Genomic DNA, 21,537 nt, shown 5'->3' with positions numbered 1-21,537 from the left:
TTTTTCATACATGTCTATCAGAAGCGATAGCTGACCTGAGCGGCCAAGCCATGGGCGCTGTTTTCAACCTTAGCACTGTAGGCCGGCTGCAAAGCAGTCGCTTCACGATTGATTGACGCCTTGTCTTCCCACAGGTAGGCATAGGCAACATCAACGGTCAGATCAGGCGAAGGAGACCAGCCTGCACCAATCGATACGGTCTTGCGATTACCCACCGGAATACGCACGTTGCGGTATTCGTTGTCGGTTGGCGACGGATCGATTGCGAAACCAGTGCGCAGTACCCATTGGGGGTTCAGCTGATAGGAAGCGCCGATGGCATAGGACCAAGTGTCGTGCCATTTGAGTTCTTCATCCACTGTGCCAAGGACATTGCCCAGAGTAGGTACTGTAGGTGTTCCACTGTTTTGTACTTCCAGCTTGTCCAGACGGCTCCAGCGGGTCCAGGTTGCGCCACCGTATAGTGTCCAGCGATCGTCAAGCTTGTAAGTAAAGGATGTATCCAGCGATTCAGGGGTAGTGATATCCAGCTCGGCATCGTACTTGCCATTCAGCGGGCTGATCAGACGATTGACGACGGGAGATAGACTGGACACGCCACTGGCCTTGGTATGGCCTTCCAACTTGTATTTCACTTTGGAGTGATAGGTGACCCCGACCGCTAACTGATCCGTTACATCGGCCAGCACGCCAATGTTGTAGCCCAGCGCAACATCATCGCCCTTGATTTTAACTTCCGCATCACCGCCGCCCAAGGGCGCAAGGGACAAGTTGCTTTCCAGCTTGCCTGCTATTCGGTTGATCGTAGGGCCAAAGCCAACGGATACGCGGTCATTGATCTTGTAGCTCAGCGTTGGTTGGACTGTAATGACCTCAACCTTGCTGTACGATCCGTGATAACGACCCTGGAAACTATTTTCATAGTCACTGATCAGCGCGTAGGGTACATAGATACCCAGACCAAAGTGCCAATCATCATTAAGTGGTGTTACAACGTAGCCGAACGGAACGGCGGATGTTGGCACCATATCCCCTTCGTTGGTGCCACGCGCATTCGAGCGTACATTACTAAAATCGCTACTGGCATCAATTACGGCCGCTCCGCCGCTGATTTCAGTACGCTTGAGCTTGGACATGCCAGCCGGGTTACCAAAAACGGTCGAAGCATCCAATGCAGAGGACGAACGACCGGCAAAGGAGGTCCCCATGCCACTGGCGCTTTGCTCGTTGATGGCAATGCCGTTGGCAAGGCTAAGGCTAGAAAAACTGGCGACAGCCAGCGCAATTGCTGTTTTCAACCCTGTTGTTTTCATTGTTAGCGCAACTCCAGAAGATGACGCGGGCGGAAACTATCAGAACGGTGACCTTTTACCAACAGCCACGACGAGCGTATCGCTCAAAAAAGGTTTTAACAGTCTATTGGCCGTTATTCAAAAAAGACTACCGGGTCATACTCAGGCTACCTGGTTCCACGTCTCGCTGCAGCGCTGCCAGGCCATGTGAAAGTCATGAAGACGGCCTCTAGGATTGAAAACCTTACGCCATAACCGGGCCTGCCCTTGATGGTCGTCAGGCTCCGGTAAGGGCAGGCGTGATTCTTCGATCATGAGCCAGGCGATTGCTGTGGCATAACGAAGGTTGACGGTCAGCTCCAGATGAGGCGCCCCGAAAAAGGCATGTTGACTGGCGAGGCCTCGGACAAGGCTGGCCAGCTCAGGGTCGCGGGCCAGATAGTAATCCCAGAGGGCGGCATGCCGTTCGGCGGAAATTCGGTAAATACCGTGGTATTGCTGTGTTTCAAGCGTGGCGCCTAGCGCAGACTGCGTGGCGGCGGTGGCCAGCAGCATGGCCTCTGCTGCCAGGGAATAGCGGTCTAGATAGACCAGGGTGGGACGAATAACATACTGACTCAATTCGCATGCAGCGATTCCCATGGCTACCTCATCACTAAGACAATGACCCGCTCGAGTCGAATGCCTGGTCGGTTGATGTTGTTTTCGTGTAGCCCCGACTTCTCTTGACGTTAGGCCTTGAACTTCAAGTTTAGCTTTAAGTTTCGCACGTAAACCTAAGCCCTTAGACGATTTTGAAGTTTTCATCCCTGCCCATATTCCGCTTGGTCACGTTAGACTCATGCCGCCAGGTTCGGATGGCGGTCGCCTCGGCAGGCTGGTGCCTGTCTGGTCATGCCGTGCAGCCTGCCCTATGTTCTAAGACAACGAAGCGCCTCAAATGTGGCAAATCGGGACGCTTGATAAGCATTAAGCGGCTTAATCTGGGCCTTTGATCTGCCTGAATGCTTCAGGATGGATATACTTCCGGTAACAGTACTGGAGGATTTACGTGGCTCTTGCTATCCAATGGCTCAAAGACGATGCCAGCCTTGCTCGACAATGCGCGTTCTGGCGCACCTTGCCCTTCATCGTGCTCGACACCGAGTTCATGCGGGTCGATACCTTCTATCCCATTGCGGGCCTCCTTCAGGTCGGCGACGGGCAGGGCGCTTTTCTGATCGACCCATTGACGATCAGTGACTGGGCGCCGTTGTCTGGGCTGTTGGAAGACAAGCAGGTCACAAAAGTCCTTCATGCCTGCAGTGAGGACCTTGAGGTTCTGCTCAAGCTGACCGGAAGCCTCCCCGAGCCGCTATTCGATACGCAGCTGGCGGCTGCCTATTTGGGGTTGGGTCATTCGATGGGATATTCGCGTCTGGTACACGAACTGTTAGGTATCGCCTTGCCCAAGGACGAGACACGCTCGGACTGGCTTCAGCGCCCACTGACGGAGCTACAAGAGCGCTATGCCGCGGCTGACGTGGAGCATCTGGCGGAATTGTATCTGGCGTTGTCTGAGCGCCTGGATCAGACGAAGCGGGGATGGCTCTTGGAAGATGGCCGTGAGCTGGTAGCCAACCTTAAGCAGGAGTCGGACCCCTATCAGGCGTATAAAGATGTCAAGCTGGGCTGGCGTCTGTCACGTCAGCAGCTGGCTGTGCTAAGGGCCATCTGTGCGTGGCGCGAGCAGGAGGCAAGGTTATGTAACCAGCCTCGCAATCGTATTGTGCGCGAGCGCTCCCTGTGGCCTCTGGCGCGACTTCAGCCCAAGGACAAGGTCGCGCTGGCCCGTATCGATGACATGCATCCTCGTACTGTACGTCAATACGGCGATCACCTGATCGAGCTGATCAGCGAGGCCGCCAAGACGTCTCCGGATCAATGGCCTGAGCCGTTATCCGAGCCGCTGCCTCCGGAAATCTCGCCGATTCTGAAGGACCTTCGTCTCATTGGCCAGAGTGAAGCTGAGCGCCTGACCATGGCGCCTGAACTCATGCTGCGAAAGAAAGTACTGGAAGCCTTGATCAAGAGTGGCTGGCCGGATGGTCAATATGTTTTACCCGACACGCTGCGCGGATGGCGCCGCGAGTTGATGGGGCAGGCCTTGCTGGATCGCCTAGCTGCCTTGCGAACCTGATGTTATCCGGAGTACCCATGAAACGAATCTGTTCCATTTACAAAAGCCCGCGCAAAAGCGAAATGTACCTCTACGTCGACAAGCGTGACGGGCTTGCTCGCGTACCAGAAGGGTTGATTGCAGCCTTTGGTACCCCTCAGCTTACGTTTGAATTCGTTCTTACGCCGGAACGACAGCTGGAGCGCGAAGACACTGCAAAGGTTTTGGAAAATTTGGAGAAGCAGGGTTATCACCTGCAGATGCCACCACCTCAGGAGGAGTACATTGAGCATCTGCCTGAGCATTTGCTGCGTATGAACGACCCCATGTAACGCGACAGTCATCACCATTGCTTGTCAAGGAAAGACCAGATCATGCGTTTCTTGTTGTTGGAAGACAGTTATCAGGACTATTTCACCGCGTTGCATGGGTTGGACGCCTCTCTGGAAATAGTCGGAGGTAATGATCCGGAAAAGGTGGCAGGCGTGGCTGCCGAGTGCCAGATCTGGCTAGGGCAGCCAGATCTCGTCGCAAAGCTTCTGGATCAGGGGCTCAAGCCCTCATGGGTTCAGTCCACCTGGGCGGGCATCCGGCCGCTACTGGCCTCCGGGTTAACACAGGACTATGTGCTCACGCGCGCAGTGGGCGTGTTCGGGCAGCTGATGAGCGAGTATGTGCTCGGCTATCTGCTTGCCCATGAGCGATGTCTCTTGGAGCGCGCTCGAAAACAGGCGGATCGACTTTGGGAAGCCTGCACCCCCGGCTCGCTGGCAGGGCGACGTGTTCTGATTGTCGGGGCCGGTGACATTGGCCAGGATGTAGCACGCTTTCTAGCGCCTTTTGGAGTTGAGCTCTACGGTATTGCCAGAAGCCCGCGCGCACTGCCCGGCTTTCTTGACGTGCATGGTCTTGAGGACCTGAGTCGTGAGGCCTCGAAAGCTGACTACCTCATCAACCTTTTACCTGACACTTCGCATACGCGTGATCTCTATACGCTTGACCTGTTCAAACAACTGAAGCCTTCGGCACTGTTCGTAAATGCAGGACGTGGCACTGCCGTTGTGGATGCCGATCTGGTAACAGCATTGGAGCAGAAATACCTGGCCGGCGCCGTGCTCGATGTTTTTCGAGAGGAGCCGCTGCCTAAGACTCATGCGTTCTGGTCGGCGCCTGGACTGATCATTACCAGCCATACCGCGGCAGTGTCTTCGCCCCCTTATATTGCCCGACTCTTTCTTGAAAACCTGAGCCGCTACCGCAATGGAGAGGCATTGAAAGGGCAGGTGGATTTCAAGCAAGGGTATTGATTGCGTGCAGAGCCGGCCTATTCGTAAGCCGGCTCTGTGGCGGCATTAGCCGAGAGTGTAAGGGCCTTCGGCAGCCAACTCTTCGACTGGCCGACGTGGGCTAGGCAGCTCACGGGCCTGTAATTTCTCAGACAAAGACGACTTGTCGCCCAGCTTGCCAATGGCAATTGCCATTTCGATCTTGAGATCGGTGGGTACTTTCAGCTCCTGACGAATTAGGTCGTACTCGATACCTGCCATCCCGTGGGTATGAAAGCCCAGCTTGCCAGCCTGTAGAGACATAAAGCCCCAGGCTGCGCCGGTATCAAAACTATGGCTACCCAGCGGAACCTCATCGCTACCGCCGGGCGGTACGAAGGTGGTCTTGGACAAGACGATGACCAACGCCGCAGCATGTTGTGCCCAGCTACGGTTATATTCACTGATCAGCTTGAGAAAGGTATCCCAGTGCGCAGAGCCACGGCGAGCATAGAGGAAGCGCCAGGGCTGAGCATTGTAGGCCGAGGGCGCCCAGCGAGCGGCCTCGAAGATACTCATCAACTGGTTTTCTTCTATAGCGGCATCACTGAAGGCGCGGGGAGACCACCGTTGGACGAATTGCGGGTCGACTTCATACTGCGGAACACGAGTGCTAGCGGTCATGTGACGTCCTATGCAGGTAAAGTGTTACGCGTCGCCCTGGTTCGGCCTGAAGGAAATGATATGAGGCACGCCATGCAGAAGCCATCATCCTGACTTCAGCCATTCTGGCCGCGGATGCTGTTTCGCCTGCGCATGGGTTCGTCACATTTTACGCTCAGGCAGGCCCATGAGCTGCGCATCTGGAGAAGCCCTGTAACGTTAACCTCCAGAAGGCTGCGGCGACAAGCTGCACGAGCGGTGCTTGGCCGATTCGTGCATGAGGACTAGACTGCGCGCTTTTCGCAACCGACTACGTTCATGGCTGATATCACTCGACCTTTCTGGAAACGCAAGACCCTAGACCAGCTCGACCAGGGGGAGTGGGAGTCCTTATGCGACGGCTGTGGCTTGTGCTGTCTGCAAAAGCTGGAGGATGAGGACGATGGCAGCGTGTATTACACGCGTATCGCCTGCAAATTACTGGACCTGAAAACCTGCAAGTGCACCCGCTACGCCGAACGGAAGCAGTTTGTGGCTGATTGTATTCAGCTCACCCCAGGACAGGCTGATGAATTCAAGTGGCTGCCGCCCACCTGTGGCTATCGCCTGGTGTCAGAAGGCAAGGACCTGCCGCTCTGGCATCCCTTGGTCTCGGGAGACGAAAGCGCCGTACATGATGCCGGAATCTCCCAGTCGGGCCGCATGCTGAGTGAAACCCAGGTAGCGGAAGAGGACTGGGAAGACTATATGATCTTTCGGGCGGGCTGAGTCAGCCCACCGGGGACGGATCGGTCAGCGATGCGTTTCCGGTAACGGTTACCGTCTGCGTGGCGCTGGCCGCACTTTCCATCAAGCGTTTCAGATGAGTCAGGTCTCGGGAAGCCTGTGACGCCGGATCGCGTTTCATGATCTTGGCGAGGCTGTGCCCCAGTACGCCGCCTGGCGGATCATAGGCAATCAGGGTTTCGACTTCGGTACTGCCATCAGGACGCTCATTGAAGGCTACCCAGCCCATCGTATTGAGATCACCGCCGGCGATGGAGCGCCATCCAATCAAGTTGCCAGGCTCGTCCTCCGTGATGACTGAATCCCACTCCAGCGGGCCGGTTGGGCCTTGAATCATCCAGTGAGAGCGTTTGTCGTCCAGGATGTCGATGCGCTGGATCAGCTCCATGAATGCAGGCAGGTTCTTGAAGTTGCGCCAAAACTGATAGAGCTCGTCCTTGGGTCGATTGATAACCACACAGCAAGACTCGGTCTTGGCATTTTTCCAGTGATAGTCGCGCATCAGCTGGCGTTCAAACTCACTATGGCTCAACGCTTGTTTGGCAGCACAATGCCCTGAATAACCTCGGTAAAGTGCCAACGCCCCGACCGCCATCCTGGCAACCCCGAGCAGGCCGCCCTGTCGTAGTCCCTTGATCAATAGCAGGCCACCCCCTGTCAGGGAGGCAACACGCTCAAGTCCCCCCACATTTTGCACGCGGTCTGAAAGATGGCTGTTCCGGGTAGCACGGCGGCCCAACATGGCAAGCTCCTTGATGACAGGCAATTACAAAAAGACCGCGCCAAGACAAAGCTGTTCCGGTGGGATCGATAGCTGGTTAACAGATCGGAGCGTTTCCAGCAGGCAGGGTCTGATGCTCTGCCTGCTGGAAGCGTATCAGTGACTCAGTCCAAGAACCTTGAGCAGGAAAGCGTACTCAAGTGCTACGTCACGTAGCGCCTGATAACGGCCGCTCATGCCGCCGTGACCTGCGCCAAACTCGGTCTTGAGTAGCAGCAAGGCATCATTCGTGCGCGTGGCTCTGAGCTTGGCTACCCATTTGGCCGCTTCCCAGTACTGCACGCGAGTGTCGTGATAGCCTGCTACGGCCAGCAAGGCTGGATAAGCCTGGGCCTTTACATTTTCGTAAGGCGCATACGCAGCGATGCGGGCGTATACATCGGCCTCACCTGGATTGCCCCATTCATCGTACTCGGTGACGGTCAGGGGAAGGTCGGGCTTGAGCATCGTATTAAGCACATCCACGAACGGGACTTCTGCAATGGCTGCCGCAAACAGATCAGGCCGCTGATTGAGCACAGCGCCAATCAACAGGCCGCCAGCACTACCGCCGCTGATGCACAACTGCGAGGCGGTGGTATGGCTCTGCTCGATCAGGTGTTCGGCGCAGGCAATAAAGTCATCGAACGTGTTCTGCTTGTTTTCCAGCTTGCCCGCCTGATACCAGGCCTCACCTAATTCACCACCGCCTCGCACATGTGCGATGGCAAAGGTGAAGCCACGGTCCAGCAGACTCAAGCGCGCATGGGAGAACCAGGGATCGAGGCTGTGACCATAGGCGCCATAACCATACAGGTACAACGGGGTAGGCTGGCCCACCCGATCCTTGCGCATGACCAGGCTGATCGGGATCTGTGTGCCATCTGGCGCCGTAGCCCACAAACGTCGACTGACATAGTCGTCGGCGTCGAACGGCCCCTCTACCGGGACTTCCTTCAAGACCTGTTGTTCGCCGGTGGCAAGGTCTAGTTGGCGTACCTGTGCAGGGCGATTGAGTGACTCATAACGCAAACGCATGACCGGGCTGTCAAACTCCAGCACGTCGATCATCCCAAGGTTGTAAATCTCGTCGGGTAACTGTACCCGATAGGCAGGTGCGTTTTTAGGGCGTACCTCGAGCACCGGCAGACCTGACTCGCGCAGATTCAGGATATAGCCGTTGGCATTGAGGTTTACCTCTTCGAGCATGCGCTCGGGATCATGTGGAACCAGCAGCTCCCAGTGCTCGCGGCTGGGCATGTCATCTGGCGCTTGATACAGGGCATAGTTGATACCTGCCTGGTTGCTTCGAATCATCCAGCCATCAGCTCCATGATCAGGGAAGTACTCATGACCTTCCTGACGAGGGGCTACACAGACGAAAGCCTCGCTTGGCCGGTCCGCGTCCATGACCCAGGCTTCACTGGTGGTCTTGCTGTGGGAAAGGAGAATCAGCTTGCGCTCGGAGCTTGAGCGGTAGCATCCAATAAAGAAGCGGCCATCCGTCTCGTGAAAGACCATTTGCGCCTCTTGGTCACCCAGGCGATAGCGATAGAGCTTGTGAGGACGATGAGCCTCGTCACGCTCTCCGAAAAACAGGGTTTGGCTATCGCCAGCCCAGGTCATGCTGCCATCGCAGTCATTGAAAGGAAGTTCGGTCAAGTCGCCTGATGCCAGGTCTTTTATAAATAGACGATAGGTTTCGTCACCAGTCTGGTCCAGGCTGTAACCCAGCTTGGTCTGATCAGGGCTGAGCGTGAAACGGCCAATTGACAGAAATCCACCACCGGCCAGTTCATTGGCGTCGAGTAGCAATTCCTCCTGGGGCTCATCGATGGTCAGCGAGCCGTCCCGGGGGCGAGGGCAGCGGTAATGGCGCGCATATTCATCACCGGCGCGGGTTCGGTGGTAGTAGAGATAATCTTTGTACGGTACCGGCAGTGACAGGTCCGTCTCCCGGATGCGTCCCTTGATCTCCTGGAAAAGTGTCTCACGCAGCGCGGCTTCCGGCTGCAACACCTCGTCCAGATAAGCATTTTCAGCTTTCAGATAAGCCAGCACTTCAGGATCATCGCGTTTCTCCAGCCAAACGTAGGGATCTGCGCCGTGCGTACGTTGAGCGAGAGGAGGTTGTGTCATGGGTGACTCCTTAGGTGTCGGTGGACCGGTTTTGAGGTGTCTGTGCATGGGCAGGGCGCGAGTAGGGGCGCCCAACCGTGCAAAAGTCGCTATCATAGGCATCCTTTTTATAGACCCGCCATGTATCGAAATGACTGAGCACGATTACCTGATTGCCTGGGCTGTCTATGGTGTTGCCGCACTAGGCTGTCTATGGGTGTGTTTCAAAGCGACCGGCTGGATGTGGCGTTGGCTGCGAGAACCCATCCGTTTGATTGTTGCCCTGATACTGTTCTCTCCGACGATAGCAGACCCTGAGCACAGCTTTTACGCACCCTCCAGCGCCATTGTCGTCATGGATCTCGGCTTCCATGTAGGAAACAGCGCCTGGCGGGCTGTGGCGGAAATGGCGCTGTATGGGTGTATCGCATTCGCGGCATATTTCATCTTCGCGCTGATCCGCTGGCTGTTTCAACGCTCCCGACGCAATGATGAGGCTGCCAACCAGACACCACCGCCTGCCGACCAGCCTGCTCCCACGGCAGCGAACAACCCCTCGCCATCATCCCCACCATCACGGGTCCCAGAGCGTCGTACGCGCATCGAGCCGCGCCTGTAGCTATCACGCCGCCCTTGTCTGTTTGCAGGCTGGGGCGAATGTTCTCCGTCTGGCTGGGTCCATCTCTATGTATGTTCATAAGACAAGTGAATGATAGGAAGCCGCCGGGAGTACCGTCAGGTAGCCGTTTTATTGCCGTATCGTCGTCAAACAGCTGATTCAAAACTGTTTCTTGGACATACTCATTGTCTGGCAGAGGGCCTGCTATTAGAGCATCTCTCGTGCCGTATCGAATGAGGTCTGGATATGTGTGAATTGTTGGGCATGAGTGCCAATGTTCCTACCGATATCACCTTCAGCCTGACGGGGCTGATGCAGCGAGGAGGACGTACCGGTCCCCACCGGGACGGCTGGGGCGTGGCGCTGTACGAAGGACGCGGACTGCACATGTTCAAGGATTCCATGCCGGGAGCGGATTCCGAAGTGGCTCGCATGATCCAGGGCTATCCGCTCAAGAGTCGCACGGTTATCGCGCATATTCGCCATGCCAACGTTGGCTCGGTAAACCTTGCCAATACACACCCTTTCGTTCGGGAGCTGGGAGGGCGCTATTGGTGTTTTGCCCATAATGGCCAGCTCAACGAGTTCGTACCAGATCCCGGTCTGTTCCAGCCAGTAGGGGACACGGACAGTGAGGCGGCATTCTGTCATCTGCTTAATGAGGTCAGGCGGCGTTTTCCCGATCCGGTGCCTGTCGAAATGCTCCTGCCTGTTCTGGTCGGAACTTGCGATCACTTTCGCCGCTTTGGTGTGTTCAACTGTCTACTGAGTGACGGTGACTGGCTGTTCACGTTTTGTTCGACCAAGTTAGCCCACATTACGCGACGGGCCCCGTTTGGTCCGGCGCACTTGAAGGACGCCGACCTGACGGTAGATTTCAAGGCTGAAACAACGCCTGATGATGTGGTTACAGTGATTGCGACAGAGCCTTTGACGGCCAACGAAACCTGGGCGCTTCATCAGCCTGGTGAGTGGAAATTATGGTGGGATGGCGAAATCGTCACCCAGGGGCGGGTCTAAGCGGTTGTAGCGAAGCCTGCTATTCAATACGCAAGGAGTTATGATGCTGCGTAGTTACATCCGGCTAATCCTGTTTGCGCTAGGCCTTCTGGTTGGTGTGCAGATACCAGGGTTTATCACTGATTACAGCCAGCGTATCGAGGCCCATCGCCTTGAAGCCCATCAGGCATTGGAAGGGTATCGCAAAACGGCAGGCGAGTTTTTTGGCGGTGATATGGATCGTCTGGTAGCCCATTATCGTGCCAGTGATGATCCGGTCTTCCAGAGCGATGCCGATAGCCTTGGCATGCTGATGCGCCGTGAGCAAATGCTCGATTCGCAATGGCAGGCATTGCAGGGCCGCTGGTATGAGCGCGCCTGGCATGTCTTTACCAAGGCTAACCCAGCAATACTTGAAGAGACGTGGCAAGGCTACCGTTATCAGGTTGTCCTGACGCCTGAATGTATTGGTTGGGGGCTGGCCTGTGCCTTTTTACTGTCCTGGATCATCGAGGCCATCGCCTTGGCATCGGCTGTACTTATCATGCCGCGGCGTAGGCCAGCCCGACGTCTCGTCTAAATTGAAAGGCCGGAAAATTCCGGCCTTTTTTGTGTCGCTCAGCCTGCAATGTGGACAACTGCCTCTATCGACCGGCAGTCGCCTGCTTTAGTGGGCCTGATTTCAGCACGCTTCGTGATAACCATGACGCTGATCCATATCCGTATCACTGCCGAGCATCTTCTTGACCGATACGGCATAGGTACTTTGTATGCGTTGGTCAGGTGCATAGATGAGCCGGTAGTGGCTTTGAAAGATACAAGTCCGCTGTCGATTGAGCGAGTCGCTGAAAAAGGGCGCAAGGTAGGGCGCGAGGTGATAAGCCATCGTCCCAGGGATATGGTGGAATGGCAGACTTGCGCGGCCTCTGGCCGAGGCAACAGGTTTCTCCGTAGGCGAAAGTTACTGTAGTCATCAAGTTGGCTGAAGGGCTATTTGAGCGGAGGTTGTCGGTATGCAAGGGAGAAGATCTAGCCTATCCGGTTGCCAAGCCATTTAAGGTTCAGTTCTCTCACTAGGGAATTACCGGATTTCAGGCTATGCCAATAAATTTTCGTCTTTTCAGTAATTTAGAAGAAAAAAGGCTTGACGACCCAGTCTGATTCCGTAAAATGCGCACCCACAGCAGGCACGTAGCTCAGCTGGTTAGAGCACCACCTTGACATGGTGGGGGTCGTTGGTTCGAGTCCAATCGTGCCTACCAAATATTCCCGCACTGCTGGCGGGGCAAGAAGCCGATCCGAAAGGATCGGCTTTTTTGTTTGGGTCGTTAAAACATTTCGTCTCAAACACAGCTCAATAATGTTCTCAAATTGACGTATAACGTCAGGTCTTCTGACTGACGAGTCACGGTGCCAGGAGTGGGTAATGAAATGGTTTTGTGTAGGAGCCGTGCTTCTACTCGCCGGGTGTGCAAGCGTAAAAGATCTGGAGCAAAGTCCGCCTTCAATGGATGTCAGATCAGGTAAGGACGTTCAGGCCTATACCCAATGCCTGGTTGATCGACTGGCTAAAAGTCGGGCGCCTGCAACGCTGGCAGGAACAGCTAGCGAGCAAAGAATTATTGTGCCATCCAAGGTTTCTTCTATTCCTGCTGCGGTTATCCATGTAGACGATAGCTCTCGTGGCAGTCACATCACACTGCACGAACGCATGGCTAACAATCCTCTTCGGCCCAGCGATGTTCGCGAGGCGGTTAAGTATTGCATTGACTAACGGGTTAAGCAGCGTGCCCTTTAGGTTGTTTCGAGAGCACGCTCTCAGTCATCTAGAGGTATGAGAAAAGTGCGCCGAATAAAATGACCCAAACGACCGGGACGGAAACGTAGAGAAATTTTTCGGTGGGCGTGAAGGGCTTTTTACTGATCATCGCGAGTGACTGCCTGTATGAATTCGCTATGTGATGAGTGGGACATTAAGGCCGGAAATATGCCTGAGCTACATGACATATCGGCGTAACAGGCGAAACTTGAAGTGGGCAGGTAAGGGCGGCTGCAATGGCAGATGAATGGTCGCGGCATTGGTAGGCATTCAGGTTGGGTGCATGAGTGTCCGGTCTGTAAAATGAAAGCCTGACAATAATTCTTCGCGGGAAGTAGAAATGCAGGACGTGTTGATCCACGTATGGGAAAGGATTTTTTGGGTAATGCTCTGGGCGGTTCGTTACCTGCCGGCTACGCTGGCTATTCTGGGAATAGCGCTGATCGTGGGTGTCAAGAATAACCATACATGGTGGGGGCGCGTCGTACTGCTTCTGTTTGGTCTCGTAACACTTCTGGTAGCAATGACCATCCAGATTCTTTCCTCTTCCCCTCCTGCCTGAACTCTTTCAATTCGCCTGTCCTGTAGCGTTGGTTAGCAGTCAGCGCTACAGGATGATCAGTGATCTTAGGTACGACAGGCCTTGAGATCGACGTTTCCAACGTATTTATTGCCGTGACCCATAATGCACGCCAAGCGCTGGTTTCGTTGGCGCTCCCACCGCTCGGCCGGGTATTGCTTGTTCCAGGCTGAATACAACTGTTGGTCCTGCTTGGATAAGCGCAAGTCATACCGTTCGCTCATGTATAGGTAGGTGCGCGCAATCATGCCGCGGATTTCTGGGCGGGGCATGGCTTTTTTGGCCTTGAAGTCGACCACCATCTGGCAGGCTCCATACTGGGTCGGTTTCTGTGGCAGCCAGCCGAACGCAAAATTGCTGCGGTCGCCATTCACTTCACCGATGACCGGTACCAGGTTGAACAAATCAGCTTCGGCTTTCTGGTAAACCGGATCGCTTGAAGTACAGTTTTTTCTTCCTCCTTTTTGCCAGCACTGGCGCTGATGGCCGATAACCCAGGCAGGCACGATGTGCTCCCATTCGATGCGAGAGGCTCTGGTCGCATTTTTGCGGGGCACATAGCCACAACTTTTCAGGTCCACCGTCTTGCCGGAGTAGTGGCAGCCGCAATAAAAATCTACAGGTTGCTGCTTGTAGACTTTGGCGCCTATCACTTTGGCTTCGCGAAACGTGCGAGGCGCTTCTGCATGAGCCGGAATGATAAAAAAGAAGAAAGAAATCAGAGAAAAAATACGAAACATGGCCGTGCTCGATAAGTAAATCGGCGCGGATGGTAACGGGCAGCGTTGGGTTTGAGGAAGGCAGTAGGACTAAAATGAGAAATGGTTCACTGTATGGATAGACAGCTATTTGGCGAGAGGGTAATTGCTAGCGACTTACTGTCATGTAACCCGCTAGCGACAGGATTAGCGACGTGTACGCTTGGCTGCCTTTTCCCACTGCCCAATCATCTCAAGAGTAAGGCGCTCGTCCCAGGACTCCAGCTCAATGTTTTGAGCCAGCAGTTTTTTACGGGCGGCGACCAGAAGGTGGTGTAGGGAAGTAGGATTGCAGTAGATCGCGGTACGGATACGCCCGGATTCAAAGTGGATAACTCCCTGAGGATCTATCGCTTTAAAGGCAAAGGTACCGCGAGAATCACGGTTGGTGAAATGGCATTCCAAGGGTGCCAGGGCAGCTTGTATTCTGGAGCGGGCGGCATCGTAGCGAGAGGGTTGCATGTCAGTATGCTTAGAACGACTATTTAGGATGGCACACTGACATTAAGTTTATACAGTAGTTCGATAGGAAGCGCTGTTTGAGCCTTTAATTGTTAAAGATATCTATTTTGCAGGTTAAAGCCGTTAAGAATCTCTATTTTCGGGTGTCTCTAACGATGCAGACAATCATGGCGATAGTGGCCACAATCATCGTTGCAATACCGAAGCCCAACTGAATTCTGGCTTTGGTTTGATCACATATTTCAGCAACACCGCCATGCGAAGGACAGCCGCCTGTTGTAAACCAGTAGGCATTACCCAGAAGTAACATCCCAAAGGCGCAGGCGATGAATGCAGTCAACGCCAAAAACAATACTGTGCGTAACATATGGACTCTCTAGGTAAAGCGAATGAATGCTGATCGGCAGTAGGCGATACGAAAGACATGACTCGATGCGTATTGGCTTGCCTCTATTCTCATTATAACGCGCTTAAGGGCAGAGAAAGGTAAGAACCAATACCCGGTATGAATGCCCAAAATATTGCTGCTTACTTCTTGGAGATGCCAACATGCCTGAAACTGATCATATAAATCCTGACCAGATCGACGTCGACCCTGAGATTCAGCCTAACCCTAAAGAGGCTCCTGTTCCTCTGGAGTCTGATGAGGACGCAGAGAACAAATAACCAGACGTTGCCGACTCATTTATAGCGAACTGATTTATAAATGAGTCGTGCATGATTCGAAAAAGCAGGACAGGCTGTCAAGCGTAGCAAGGCCCATCTAGCAGGGCAGGCGGATGCCTAGCGATAAGCCCAGTCGATGTTAAGCAGGTTGAGCTTTTGTGCACGCAGACGACGCTTGTTGAGTTCGTCACTATAGGGGGGGAAATCCAGTTCCAAGCTCTCGCCTCCATGCTGTTTCAGTACGTACAAAAGGACAGTGCCTTCATCGACATCAGTCGGCGCGTCGGCTATTGCCAGTTCTCTTGGTTCTCCTGCCTCTTCATAGGTAATAACCAGGTTGCCTGCATTGTTCATGATCGTACTCCCTTAGTGGTGTAATTCGATGAAGCCATCTCTTTTGACGGGCTAATAATGAATTCATTCCTTACAAAGGCAGCCTGAATGGCTTCCAGGCGTAAACGCATGGGTTTTGCATTTTGCTAAGGTAAGTACGTCACACTTTCGACTGATGTGAATTGTGAGCATTGATAGGCGCACTGAAAATCTCGCCCTAATTTAGGAGAGGGTTTAATGCTGCATGTATACATGCCGATGGGTAGTTCAAGGGATTCTCTTTGTCTGTCTTCTGATGGCCATGTTTGGCCCTCAAATGACATGGCGCTATTTCATAGCTCGCCGCATTGCTTCCCGTCTAGGTATTCAAAGTCTTTTCGAGCTTAATACCTTGGTTGTTGGCTTCTTGCTACTGGTCGGTTTCTTTCTGGTACGGTGGAGCACGCACGCTCCCTCTTGAAGACGGTAAGCCATATTTACAAAGTAGCCCTTGTTGCCGGGTGCTTCGAGTCCGTATGGTAGAGCTTTATGTAAACGATAAGGCAGTGTAATGACTTGGAAGTTGAGTTCCCTGGCAGCGTTAATTTCTTCCTTGGTTCTTGTAAGTGCCTGTAGCAGCTCTCCAGAGTCCGGCAGTAACGAACGTACCCGAAGCAGTGATGCAGCTACATCCGCATCCTCACTTGGAAGTGGTTGTAATTCCGATGCTGCACAATATGCGGTAGGTAAGACGGCCACTCCTGAACTCTTCAAGCAGCTTCAAGAGCGTTCTGGTGCAAGGATTACACGTCTTGTGCGTCCGGATGATGCCATGACGATGGATTTCAACTCTGAGCGCCTGACGGTTACCACTGATGAGGCGCTTGTGATCAAGACGGCTCGTTGTGGCTGATACATCCGAGGGCGGGCCAACACTGATGCCTCTGATCAGGTTGGTCTGCCTGAGTCTACTCTGAATCGATCAATCTACTCTCGTTGTGGATAGGATGGCTTTGGCCTGTGTCTATCTTATGAACACGGATTAGACGAGAGGAGAAATTGATGGGATTGCGAATCTTTGGCGATCACCGCGCCTGGGCAAGTGCGGTAGAAAGCGAAACAGGCATCGAAGCCTTTATTGCCATACAAGGGCATGGAAAGGAAGAGGAAGCTCTGCACCGAGTAGCGACAGACCGTACCTTTACGGACCTTATGGAGGCCGAGCGTGCGGCGGATGAGATCCTGCAGAAGATGACGGGTATCAGTGCAGATAGCCAACCCCTGTTTGACTAAGCCTTTGCATTTGATTCAGGCATAAAAAAAGCCCCGTCATGGACGGGGCTTTTTCAAGGGAAGTGGATTAAACCACTTCAACCTCTTGTGCTTCCATACCTTTCTGGCCTTTGGCAGCCACGAAAGATACAGCCTGACCTTCTTTCAGGCTCTTGAAGCCGGCAGCCTTGATCTGGCGGAAGTGAACGAACAGATCAGCACCGCCGGAGGACGGGGTGATGAAGCCAAAACCTTTCTCATCGTTGAACCACTTAACAGTACCGGTTTCGCGATTAGCCATGGTGTTTTTTACCTTTTCAAAAATTAAGTTTCGGTAAAGGGAAGTCTTGACCGAGACTGAGCACTGAGTGTAACGGAGTCGTAACGATGTTGGATCTGTATCTAAACACCATGTTGCGATTCACAGTAATGCACGGGCACAGCAGGATCATATTACGATCATATATGAGCATTTGAAAAGACCAAAAGTTCATCTAATGATCAAACCCATGATTGCAGGCTGTCCGGTCAGCGATATAGACCACTAAAAAACGTATTTATTTCCTTGAACTGGCTAAAAATTCAAAGAAAAGTACAGTGATCTATTTTTTTGAAAATGTGACGTCTGGTACAGCGAAACGACAGTTGGAAGAGAAGGGCGTAAGGCGGAGCAGTTTGAAGAGATGTCAGCTTGAAGGGTGAAAGCAGGCGGGGCTACAGATAAGCCCCGCCTGCTATCAGGCTTTTACTTCTGAGGCAGTGCAAAGGCGATTACATAGTCGCCCTGACGAGTGCCTAGAGAGCCATGCCCACCCGCATAAACCAGGATGTACTGACGTCCATCCTTGCCAGTGTAGGTCATGGGGGTTGTCTGGCCACCTGCAGGCAGGCGACCTTCCCACAGCTGCTTACCGTTACGAACATCGTAGGCACGCAGGTACTGGTCTAGCGTACCGCTCAGGAAGGCCAGGCCGCTGGATGTCATGAAAGCCCCACCCAATGCTGGAACACCCATGGGGAGCGGCATTGGAACAGGCGCACTGTCACGAACAGTGCCGTTCTTGTGCTTCCAGATGACCTGATTAGTCGTCATGTCGACAGCAGCCACATAACCCCATGGCGGTGACTGGCAAGGCAGGCCCATCGGGGACAGCAGTGCACCCATGATCACACCGTACGGTGCGCCTTTGTTTGGCTGAACGCCCTCTGTCTCACTCTTGCGAGCCGGACCGCCCTCGACGTCCTCGCGTGCGACAAGCTTGGATGTAAAGGCCATGTAGCTAGGCGAAAGGAACATCACCTGACGGATAGGATCCACGGCGACGCCACCCCAGTCGAATACACCGAAGTTGCCCGGATAAACGATCGAACCCTGCAGGGAAGGCGGCGTGTAGATGCCTTCATAGCGATGCGATTTGAACGTGATACGGCACAGCATCTGATCCAGAGGTGTCACGCCCCACATGTCCGCTTCCTTGAGTGTCTGCGGCATCATGTTGAGTTCGGACATTGGCTGCGTGGGGGACGTATGATCGCCTTCCACTGCGCCCTGCGGAACGGGTGTCTCGTGTATGGGAACGATGGGCTGACCATTGGTGCGATCCAGCACATAGAGGCTGCCTTGCTTGGTGGATGCAATCAGGCCCGGCTTGATGCCGTCAGCCGTCTTGATATCCATCAGCGTGGGCTGCCCACCTACGTCCATGTCCCATAGGTCATGGTGAGTGAACTGGTAATTCCAGCGTACCTTACCCGTATTGACATCCAGAGCGACAACGCCGGCGCTGTATTTCTCGGCTTCTGGCGTACGCATGCCACCGTACTGATCCGGTGTTTGGTTACCCATTGGCAGATAGATCAGGCCCAGTTTTTCGTCCACTGACATGACGGACCATACGTTCGCGGAGTTGCGGGTGTAGGTCTGGCCTGGCTGAATCGGCTCGGTAGCTTCAGGGTTACCGCTGTCCCAATTCCAGACGAGATGGCCGTCGTGCACGTCATAGGCACGAATAACGCCGGAAGGCTCGTCAGTAGAGGCGTTATCCGTTACATGGCCACCAATGATGACCAGGTCACGGGTAACTGACGGCGGCGAGGTGGAGTAGTAGCCACCAGCAGTGAAGCCGCCGATGTTGGCGCCCAGGTTGATGGAGCCTTTGTCACCAAAGTCTTCGCACATTTTGCCAGTGTCGGCATTTATGGCGATCAGGCGAGTATCGGCAGTGGGCAGGAACAGACGGCGAGGGCAGGAGTTGCTGACCGGTGTAGCCTCTGCTGGGGCAGACGCTGCCTGCGCATTGTCCTGAGCATCCGCCTGTGCATAGGCGGCATCATCATGGTAGGCCACGCCACGGCAGGTCATGTGTGCCCAGCCCTTGAAGCTGTCGGCACTCTGAGTGCTCAGCTTGGGATCAAAGCGCCATAGCTCCTTGCCGGAGTCGGGGTCCAGGGCAATGACCTGGCTGTGCGGCGTACAGACGTACAGCTTTCCATTGACCTTGAGGGGCGTATTTTCAGCCGTGGTTTCCTGCGGATCGTTCGGCCCGGGAATGTCGCCGGTACGATAGGTCCAGGCGACTTCCAGCTGATTCACGTTTTCCGGGGTGATCTGATTCAGCGGGGAATATTTGTCGCCAAATGACGTACGCCCATACGACTGCCAATCGCCATCGGGCATGGTGGGGGCAGCGTTCACTGTACCTGCACTGGCACGATCCAGACTGCCCTCAATGTTATGTGGATTGGTGAATTGACTGGCGACTGCAGCAGCACCGGCCAGAACGACCGCGCCGGTCAGTGGCATGGCGCCTACTGAGCTGACACCCGCCTTACGTGCCATGGGGCGACGTATCCATGGCAAAAGCAGAACGATGCCTACTACAAACCACAGTGCCAGACGTGGAACCAGTTGCCACCAGTCCAGACCGACTTCGTACAGCGCCCACAGCGTTGAGGCAAACAGAACGAGCGCAAACAATGGGAGTGCTGCACGATGGGCAAGCACGAGAAGGATACCAGTGATGAAAATACCGGCACCCGCGAGGGCGTAATAGAAGGATCCTCCTACAGTGATCAGTTTGACGCCACCTACAAGCATGGCGAGACCAATCAACACAAGGACGATGCCGACTAACGTAGAAAAAAGACGCGTTTTTGCAAACGGTCCAGTCGTTTCGTTCATGAAGGCAATACCAAATTCTTAAAATAGGATTCACCGGACTGGACCACAAGGGCCATCCGGGAGTTGCACGGTGAAGGATGTTGGAATTCTTATAACAACAATCTTATACCGTCTGTCACCCTCTGCGCATATTCAAGTTAGGCAAAGGTGTTTTGTGGATTTGTGCAAAGGCGAAAGTGAGAGGTGGTTTGAATTATTACGTATACTTGAAATTCAGCCGTAGATTGTCAAAAACGATCGCAATAAGTCCTGTTGATCTGCCTCAACTACCGCTGCGATCAGAGGACATCTCGGAGTAGGTTGACCCGGAAGAATCTTGAATCAACTTCCTGAGATGGCTTTCGTGAGCCAGGTTTCAAACACAGTGGTCATAGCGCTAGTAAGTTTTTATTTTGGAGTAGCGCTGCATTGCCAACCCTTATTCGCCGTAAGTACCGATTCCTGCATAAAACCCTTTCCTATACAGGTTGGTCGCTGTTTTGGCTGCTTATCTGGGACATTGTTGTCACCGTTGACTTCATGCTGTTCGTCGATGATCGAATGAGCCTTCCTTCGATGCCATTGACGCTGCTGGGCTCCGCCCTGGCCATGCTGGTGAGTATTCGGAACACCAGCGCTTACAACCGCTGGTGGGAAGCTCGTACGTTATGGGGAGGGATGGTTAACAGCTCGCGCAACTTTGCCCGTCAGGTTCTGATTCTGGTTGATGACCCGGGCGATGCTTTAAACCCTATCAAGGAGGTGCTGTTTCGCCGCCATGTGGCCTATGTCAATGCTTTAGCCGCGCATCTCAAGAAGGCGCCGATTCCAGAGCGACTTGCAGAGTTGTTGCCTGCTGAGGAAGTGGCTCGAAGCGGTGATACCAATAATTTTCCCAACGACATCCTAAGCGGCTCGGCAGCTTTGATTGCCCAGGAGTACAAGGCAGGGCGTCTGGACAGCATACGCTTGGCACGTCTTGAATCGACGATGGTGGATATTTCTAACTGGCAGGGAGGTATGGAGCGCATCGCTAATACTCCGTTGCCGTATCCTTATGTGTACTTTCCACGCCTGTTCATCTCGCTGTTCTGTTTGATCGTCCCGGTAGGGTTGGTAGAGTCGTTAGGCTGGTTTACACCTCTGGCCTCTACGGTAGTGGGCTTTATGTTGCTCGCACTCGAAAAAATCGGAACTGATTTACAAAGCCCGTTTTCCGAAAGCCAGCACCAGATACAGATGACTGATCTCTGCGCGAACATCGAGAAGAATCTTTCGTCCATGTTCAGGGAGTCGGAGAACGCTTCTGTTCGCTCCACTGAGTAGCATTGGAAGCCGGCGTTACGCCTACGGTGCGCATAACAGGCTGGCCAACGCCAGTCTGGAGCTGGCCGTGGACACCTTCATCAGCCCCTTTTTTGCTGTCTACCAATTCGGCAGGTGGGGTGTAATGAATACAGCCATACCAGATGACGATTGGAAAAAGCGCATGCAGTACAAGACGTACTGCCAGGACCCACTCAGGAAGCGCTGGAAACAGGCCCGCATGTTGCCAGGTGTAGAAGTGTACAGGCAGCATAAGGAGCGTACAGACAAAGAGAACGCTGCCCGCGTAACGACGAAGCTCTTTGAAGAGCACCGCAACCGCTACCACCATTTCCAGAATGCCGCCAAAGCAAACGATGGCAAACCGGTAGGGTACGTCGATGGGGACAAGTTTGACGAAAAAGCCGGCCATGAACAGGTGGGCGAAACCACCTACCATGAACCAAGCCACTACGAGCGCAACCGCTTGTTTTTGATAGCGCATATGCAGGCCGCCTTTTTAAGCTCTTATGACGGTATGAC

General features: G+C 53.9%; 24 protein-coding genes and 1 tRNA gene. 13 read left to right on the top strand and 12 right to left on the bottom strand.

The genetic code is table 11. The features are described 5' to 3' along the window. Positions 1-17: 17 nt before the first annotated feature. Positions 18-1,313: an outer membrane protein transport protein gene (locus AC4LF3_RS11620; RefSeq protein WP_010794728.1), complete on the bottom strand. Its 1,296-nt coding sequence runs from the start codon at positions 1,311-1,313 to the stop codon at positions 18-20. Positions 1,314-1,454: 141 nt separating this feature from the next. Next, entirely contained in the window at positions 1,455-1,934 is a 480-nt protein-coding gene (locus AC4LF3_RS11615) for a hypothetical protein (protein ID WP_010794727.1), read from the bottom strand. Between the two features lie 409 nt (positions 1,935-2,343). On the opposite strand from AC4LF3_RS11615, the gene rnd reads away from it, so the two are divergent. The 3 genes from rnd to AC4LF3_RS11600 are packed head-to-tail and all read left to right on the top strand — an operon-like array spanning position 2,344 to position 4,757. Next, on the top strand, positions 2,344-3,471 hold the full coding sequence (gene rnd / locus AC4LF3_RS11610; protein ID WP_010794726.1) for a ribonuclease D: 1,128 nt from the start codon (positions 2,344-2,346) through the stop codon (positions 3,469-3,471). 17 nt (positions 3,472-3,488) lie between these two features. Next, positions 3,489-3,782, top strand: a complete 294-nt coding sequence (locus AC4LF3_RS11605; protein WP_010794725.1) for a YcgL domain-containing protein — start codon at positions 3,489-3,491, stop codon at positions 3,780-3,782. Between the two features lie 42 nt (positions 3,783-3,824). Next, positions 3,825-4,757 (top strand): D-2-hydroxyacid dehydrogenase, encoded by a 933-nt coding sequence (locus AC4LF3_RS11600; protein WP_125889634.1) that lies wholly within the window; start codon positions 3,825-3,827, stop codon positions 4,755-4,757. A 45-nt stretch (positions 4,758-4,802) separates the two neighbouring features. Here the strand turns inward: AC4LF3_RS11600 and AC4LF3_RS11595 are convergent, their stop codons facing one another. After that, positions 4,803-5,399, bottom strand: coding sequence for a nitroreductase family protein (locus AC4LF3_RS11595; RefSeq protein WP_010794723.1), 597 nt, complete (start codon positions 5,397-5,399; stop codon positions 4,803-4,805). Positions 5,400-5,696: 297 nt separating this feature from the next. Here AC4LF3_RS11595 and AC4LF3_RS11590 point away from each other — a divergent pair, with 297 nt between their 5' ends. Then, entirely contained in the window at positions 5,697-6,146 is a 450-nt protein-coding gene (locus AC4LF3_RS11590) for a YcgN family cysteine cluster protein (RefSeq protein ID WP_010794722.1), read from the top strand. Between the two features lies 1 nt (position 6,147). Here the strand turns inward: AC4LF3_RS11590 and AC4LF3_RS11585 are convergent, their stop codons facing one another. Then, on the bottom strand, positions 6,148-6,906 hold the full coding sequence (locus tag AC4LF3_RS11585) for an SRPBCC family protein (RefSeq protein ID WP_491835349.1): 759 nt from the start codon (positions 6,904-6,906) through the stop codon (positions 6,148-6,150). A 135-nt stretch (positions 6,907-7,041) separates the two neighbouring features. After that, on the bottom strand, positions 7,042-9,063 hold the full coding sequence (locus AC4LF3_RS11580) for a S9 family peptidase (RefSeq protein WP_010794720.1): 2,022 nt from the start codon (positions 9,061-9,063) through the stop codon (positions 7,042-7,044). Positions 9,064-9,193: 130 nt separating this feature from the next. Here AC4LF3_RS11580 and AC4LF3_RS11575 point away from each other — a divergent pair, with 130 nt between their 5' ends. The 6 genes from AC4LF3_RS11575 (at position 9,194) to AC4LF3_RS11550 (ending at position 13,041) form a co-directional block, all read left to right on the top strand. Continuing rightward, complete coding sequence (locus tag AC4LF3_RS11575; protein WP_026004109.1) at positions 9,194-9,661, top strand: hypothetical protein; 468 nt, start codon at positions 9,194-9,196, stop codon at positions 9,659-9,661. 246 nt (positions 9,662-9,907) lie between these two features. Next, a complete protein-coding gene (locus AC4LF3_RS11570) occupies positions 9,908-10,681 on the top strand; it encodes a class II glutamine amidotransferase (RefSeq protein WP_312272302.1) in 774 nt (257 codons plus the stop codon). Positions 10,682-10,724: 43 nt separating this feature from the next. Next, positions 10,725-11,240, top strand: a complete 516-nt coding sequence (locus AC4LF3_RS11565; RefSeq protein WP_407361911.1) for a DUF2937 family protein — start codon at positions 10,725-10,727, stop codon at positions 11,238-11,240. 605 nt (positions 11,241-11,845) lie between these two features. Further along, positions 11,846-11,922 (top strand) — tRNA-Val (locus AC4LF3_RS11560). Positions 11,923-12,086: 164 nt separating this feature from the next. Then, entirely contained in the window at positions 12,087-12,434 is a 348-nt protein-coding gene (locus AC4LF3_RS11555) for a hypothetical protein (RefSeq protein WP_010794716.1), read from the top strand. A 385-nt stretch (positions 12,435-12,819) separates the two neighbouring features. After that, entirely contained in the window at positions 12,820-13,041 is a 222-nt protein-coding gene (locus tag AC4LF3_RS11550; RefSeq protein WP_073450168.1) for a hypothetical protein, read from the top strand. Between the two features lie 65 nt (positions 13,042-13,106). Here the strand turns inward: AC4LF3_RS11550 and AC4LF3_RS11545 are convergent, their stop codons facing one another. The 4 genes from AC4LF3_RS11545 to AC4LF3_RS11530 all read right to left on the bottom strand — a co-directional run bounded on the left by AC4LF3_RS11545 (position 13,107) and on the right by AC4LF3_RS11530 (position 15,299). Next, positions 13,107-13,799, bottom strand: coding sequence for an endonuclease (locus tag AC4LF3_RS11545; protein ID WP_219653058.1), 693 nt, complete (start codon positions 13,797-13,799; stop codon positions 13,107-13,109). Between the two features lie 165 nt (positions 13,800-13,964). Beyond that, complete coding sequence (locus AC4LF3_RS11540) at positions 13,965-14,279, bottom strand: hypothetical protein (RefSeq protein ID WP_010794713.1); 315 nt, start codon at positions 14,277-14,279, stop codon at positions 13,965-13,967. Positions 14,280-14,412: 133 nt separating this feature from the next. Further along, positions 14,413-14,646: a hypothetical protein gene (locus tag AC4LF3_RS11535; RefSeq protein ID WP_010794712.1), complete on the bottom strand. Its 234-nt coding sequence runs from the start codon at positions 14,644-14,646 to the stop codon at positions 14,413-14,415. Between the two features lie 416 nt (positions 14,647-15,062). After that, the gene (locus tag AC4LF3_RS11530) at positions 15,063-15,299 is read right to left on the bottom strand and encodes a hypothetical protein (protein WP_491835348.1); all 237 of its coding nucleotides are present in this window, start codon (positions 15,297-15,299) and stop codon (positions 15,063-15,065) included. Positions 15,300-15,828: 529 nt separating this feature from the next. Here AC4LF3_RS11530 and AC4LF3_RS11525 point away from each other — a divergent pair. Together AC4LF3_RS11525 and AC4LF3_RS11520 are read left to right on the top strand one after the other, a co-directional pair. Next, the gene (locus AC4LF3_RS11525) at positions 15,829-16,170 is read left to right on the top strand and encodes an I78 family peptidase inhibitor (protein ID WP_150347161.1); all 342 of its coding nucleotides are present in this window, start codon (positions 15,829-15,831) and stop codon (positions 16,168-16,170) included. A 149-nt stretch (positions 16,171-16,319) separates the two neighbouring features. Further along, positions 16,320-16,550, top strand: coding sequence for a hypothetical protein (locus AC4LF3_RS11520; RefSeq protein ID WP_010794707.1), 231 nt, complete (start codon positions 16,320-16,322; stop codon positions 16,548-16,550). Positions 16,551-16,617: 67 nt separating this feature from the next. Here the strand turns inward: AC4LF3_RS11520 and AC4LF3_RS11515 are convergent, their stop codons facing one another. Then, positions 16,618-16,830 carry a cold-shock protein gene (locus tag AC4LF3_RS11515; RefSeq protein WP_010794706.1) on the bottom strand — a complete coding sequence of 71 codons (213 nt, stop codon included), beginning with the start codon at positions 16,828-16,830 and terminating at the stop codon, positions 16,618-16,620. Positions 16,831-17,274: 444 nt separating this feature from the next. Beyond that, positions 17,275-19,710, bottom strand: coding sequence for a membrane-bound PQQ-dependent dehydrogenase, glucose/quinate/shikimate family (locus tag AC4LF3_RS11510; RefSeq protein ID WP_010794705.1), 2,436 nt, complete (start codon positions 19,708-19,710; stop codon positions 17,275-17,277). A 408-nt stretch (positions 19,711-20,118) separates the two neighbouring features. Here AC4LF3_RS11510 and AC4LF3_RS11505 point away from each other — a divergent pair, with 408 nt between their 5' ends. Next, a complete protein-coding gene (locus AC4LF3_RS11505; RefSeq protein WP_010794704.1) occupies positions 20,119-21,015 on the top strand; it encodes a bestrophin family protein in 897 nt (298 codons plus the stop codon). Here AC4LF3_RS11505 and AC4LF3_RS11500 read toward each other — a convergent pair. Then, entirely contained in the window at positions 20,975-21,499 is a 525-nt protein-coding gene (locus AC4LF3_RS11500; protein ID WP_010794703.1) for a DoxX-related protein, read from the bottom strand. The two genes, AC4LF3_RS11505 and AC4LF3_RS11500, sit on opposite strands and share 41 nt — an antisense overlap. Positions 21,500-21,537: the final 38 nt, after the last annotated feature.

This window comes from Pseudomonas sp. C2.3V (assembly GCF_058536325.1).
This window is presented reverse-complemented; position numbering and strand designations above follow the sequence as displayed.

What these genes read in the sequence shown, in the direction of transcription:
- AC4LF3_RS11620 (WP_010794728.1), bottom strand. Translation starts at nt 1,313, where the DNA reads ATGAAAACAACAGGGTTGAAAACAGCAATTGCGCTGGCTGTCGCCAGT.
- AC4LF3_RS11615 (WP_010794727.1), bottom strand. Translation starts at nt 1,934, where the DNA reads ATGGGAATCGCTGCATGCGAATTGAGTCAGTATGTTATTCGTCCCACC.
- AC4LF3_RS11605 (WP_010794725.1), top strand. Translation starts at nt 3,489, where the DNA reads ATGAAACGAATCTGTTCCATTTACAAAAGCCCGCGCAAAAGCGAAATG.
- AC4LF3_RS11600 (WP_125889634.1), top strand. Translation starts at nt 3,825, where the DNA reads ATGCGTTTCTTGTTGTTGGAAGACAGTTATCAGGACTATTTCACCGCG.
- AC4LF3_RS11595 (WP_010794723.1), bottom strand. Translation starts at nt 5,399, where the DNA reads ATGACCGCTAGCACTCGTGTTCCGCAGTATGAAGTCGACCCGCAATTC.
- AC4LF3_RS11590 (WP_010794722.1), top strand. Translation starts at nt 5,697, where the DNA reads ATGGCTGATATCACTCGACCTTTCTGGAAACGCAAGACCCTAGACCAG.
- AC4LF3_RS11585 (WP_491835349.1), bottom strand. Translation starts at nt 6,906, where the DNA reads ATGTTGGGCCGCCGTGCTACCCGGAACAGCCATCTTTCAGACCGCGTG.
- AC4LF3_RS11580 (WP_010794720.1), bottom strand. Translation starts at nt 9,063, where the DNA reads ATGACACAACCTCCTCTCGCTCAACGTACGCACGGCGCAGATCCCTAC.
- AC4LF3_RS11575 (WP_026004109.1), top strand. Translation starts at nt 9,194, where the DNA reads ATGACTGAGCACGATTACCTGATTGCCTGGGCTGTCTATGGTGTTGCC.
- AC4LF3_RS11570 (WP_312272302.1), top strand. Translation starts at nt 9,908, where the DNA reads ATGTGTGAATTGTTGGGCATGAGTGCCAATGTTCCTACCGATATCACC.
- AC4LF3_RS11565 (WP_407361911.1), top strand. Translation starts at nt 10,725, where the DNA reads ATGCTGCGTAGTTACATCCGGCTAATCCTGTTTGCGCTAGGCCTTCTG.
- AC4LF3_RS11555 (WP_010794716.1), top strand. Translation starts at nt 12,087, where the DNA reads ATGAAATGGTTTTGTGTAGGAGCCGTGCTTCTACTCGCCGGGTGTGCA.
- AC4LF3_RS11550 (WP_073450168.1), top strand. Translation starts at nt 12,820, where the DNA reads ATGCAGGACGTGTTGATCCACGTATGGGAAAGGATTTTTTGGGTAATG.
- AC4LF3_RS11545 (WP_219653058.1), bottom strand. Translation starts at nt 13,799, where the DNA reads ATGTTTCGTATTTTTTCTCTGATTTCTTTCTTCTTTTTTATCATTCCG.
- AC4LF3_RS11540 (WP_010794713.1), bottom strand. Translation starts at nt 14,279, where the DNA reads ATGCAACCCTCTCGCTACGATGCCGCCCGCTCCAGAATACAAGCTGCC.
- AC4LF3_RS11535 (WP_010794712.1), bottom strand. Translation starts at nt 14,646, where the DNA reads ATGTTACGCACAGTATTGTTTTTGGCGTTGACTGCATTCATCGCCTGC.
- AC4LF3_RS11530 (WP_491835348.1), bottom strand. Translation starts at nt 15,299, where the DNA reads ATGAACAATGCAGGCAACCTGGTTATTACCTATGAAGAGGCAGGAGAA.
- AC4LF3_RS11525 (WP_150347161.1), top strand. Translation starts at nt 15,829, where the DNA reads ATGACTTGGAAGTTGAGTTCCCTGGCAGCGTTAATTTCTTCCTTGGTT.
- AC4LF3_RS11520 (WP_010794707.1), top strand. Translation starts at nt 16,320, where the DNA reads ATGGGATTGCGAATCTTTGGCGATCACCGCGCCTGGGCAAGTGCGGTA.
- AC4LF3_RS11515 (WP_010794706.1), bottom strand. Translation starts at nt 16,830, where the DNA reads ATGGCTAATCGCGAAACCGGTACTGTTAAGTGGTTCAACGATGAGAAA.
- AC4LF3_RS11510 (WP_010794705.1), bottom strand. Translation starts at nt 19,710, where the DNA reads ATGAACGAAACGACTGGACCGTTTGCAAAAACGCGTCTTTTTTCTACG.
- AC4LF3_RS11500 (WP_010794703.1), bottom strand. Translation starts at nt 21,499, where the DNA reads ATGCGCTATCAAAAACAAGCGGTTGCGCTCGTAGTGGCTTGGTTCATG.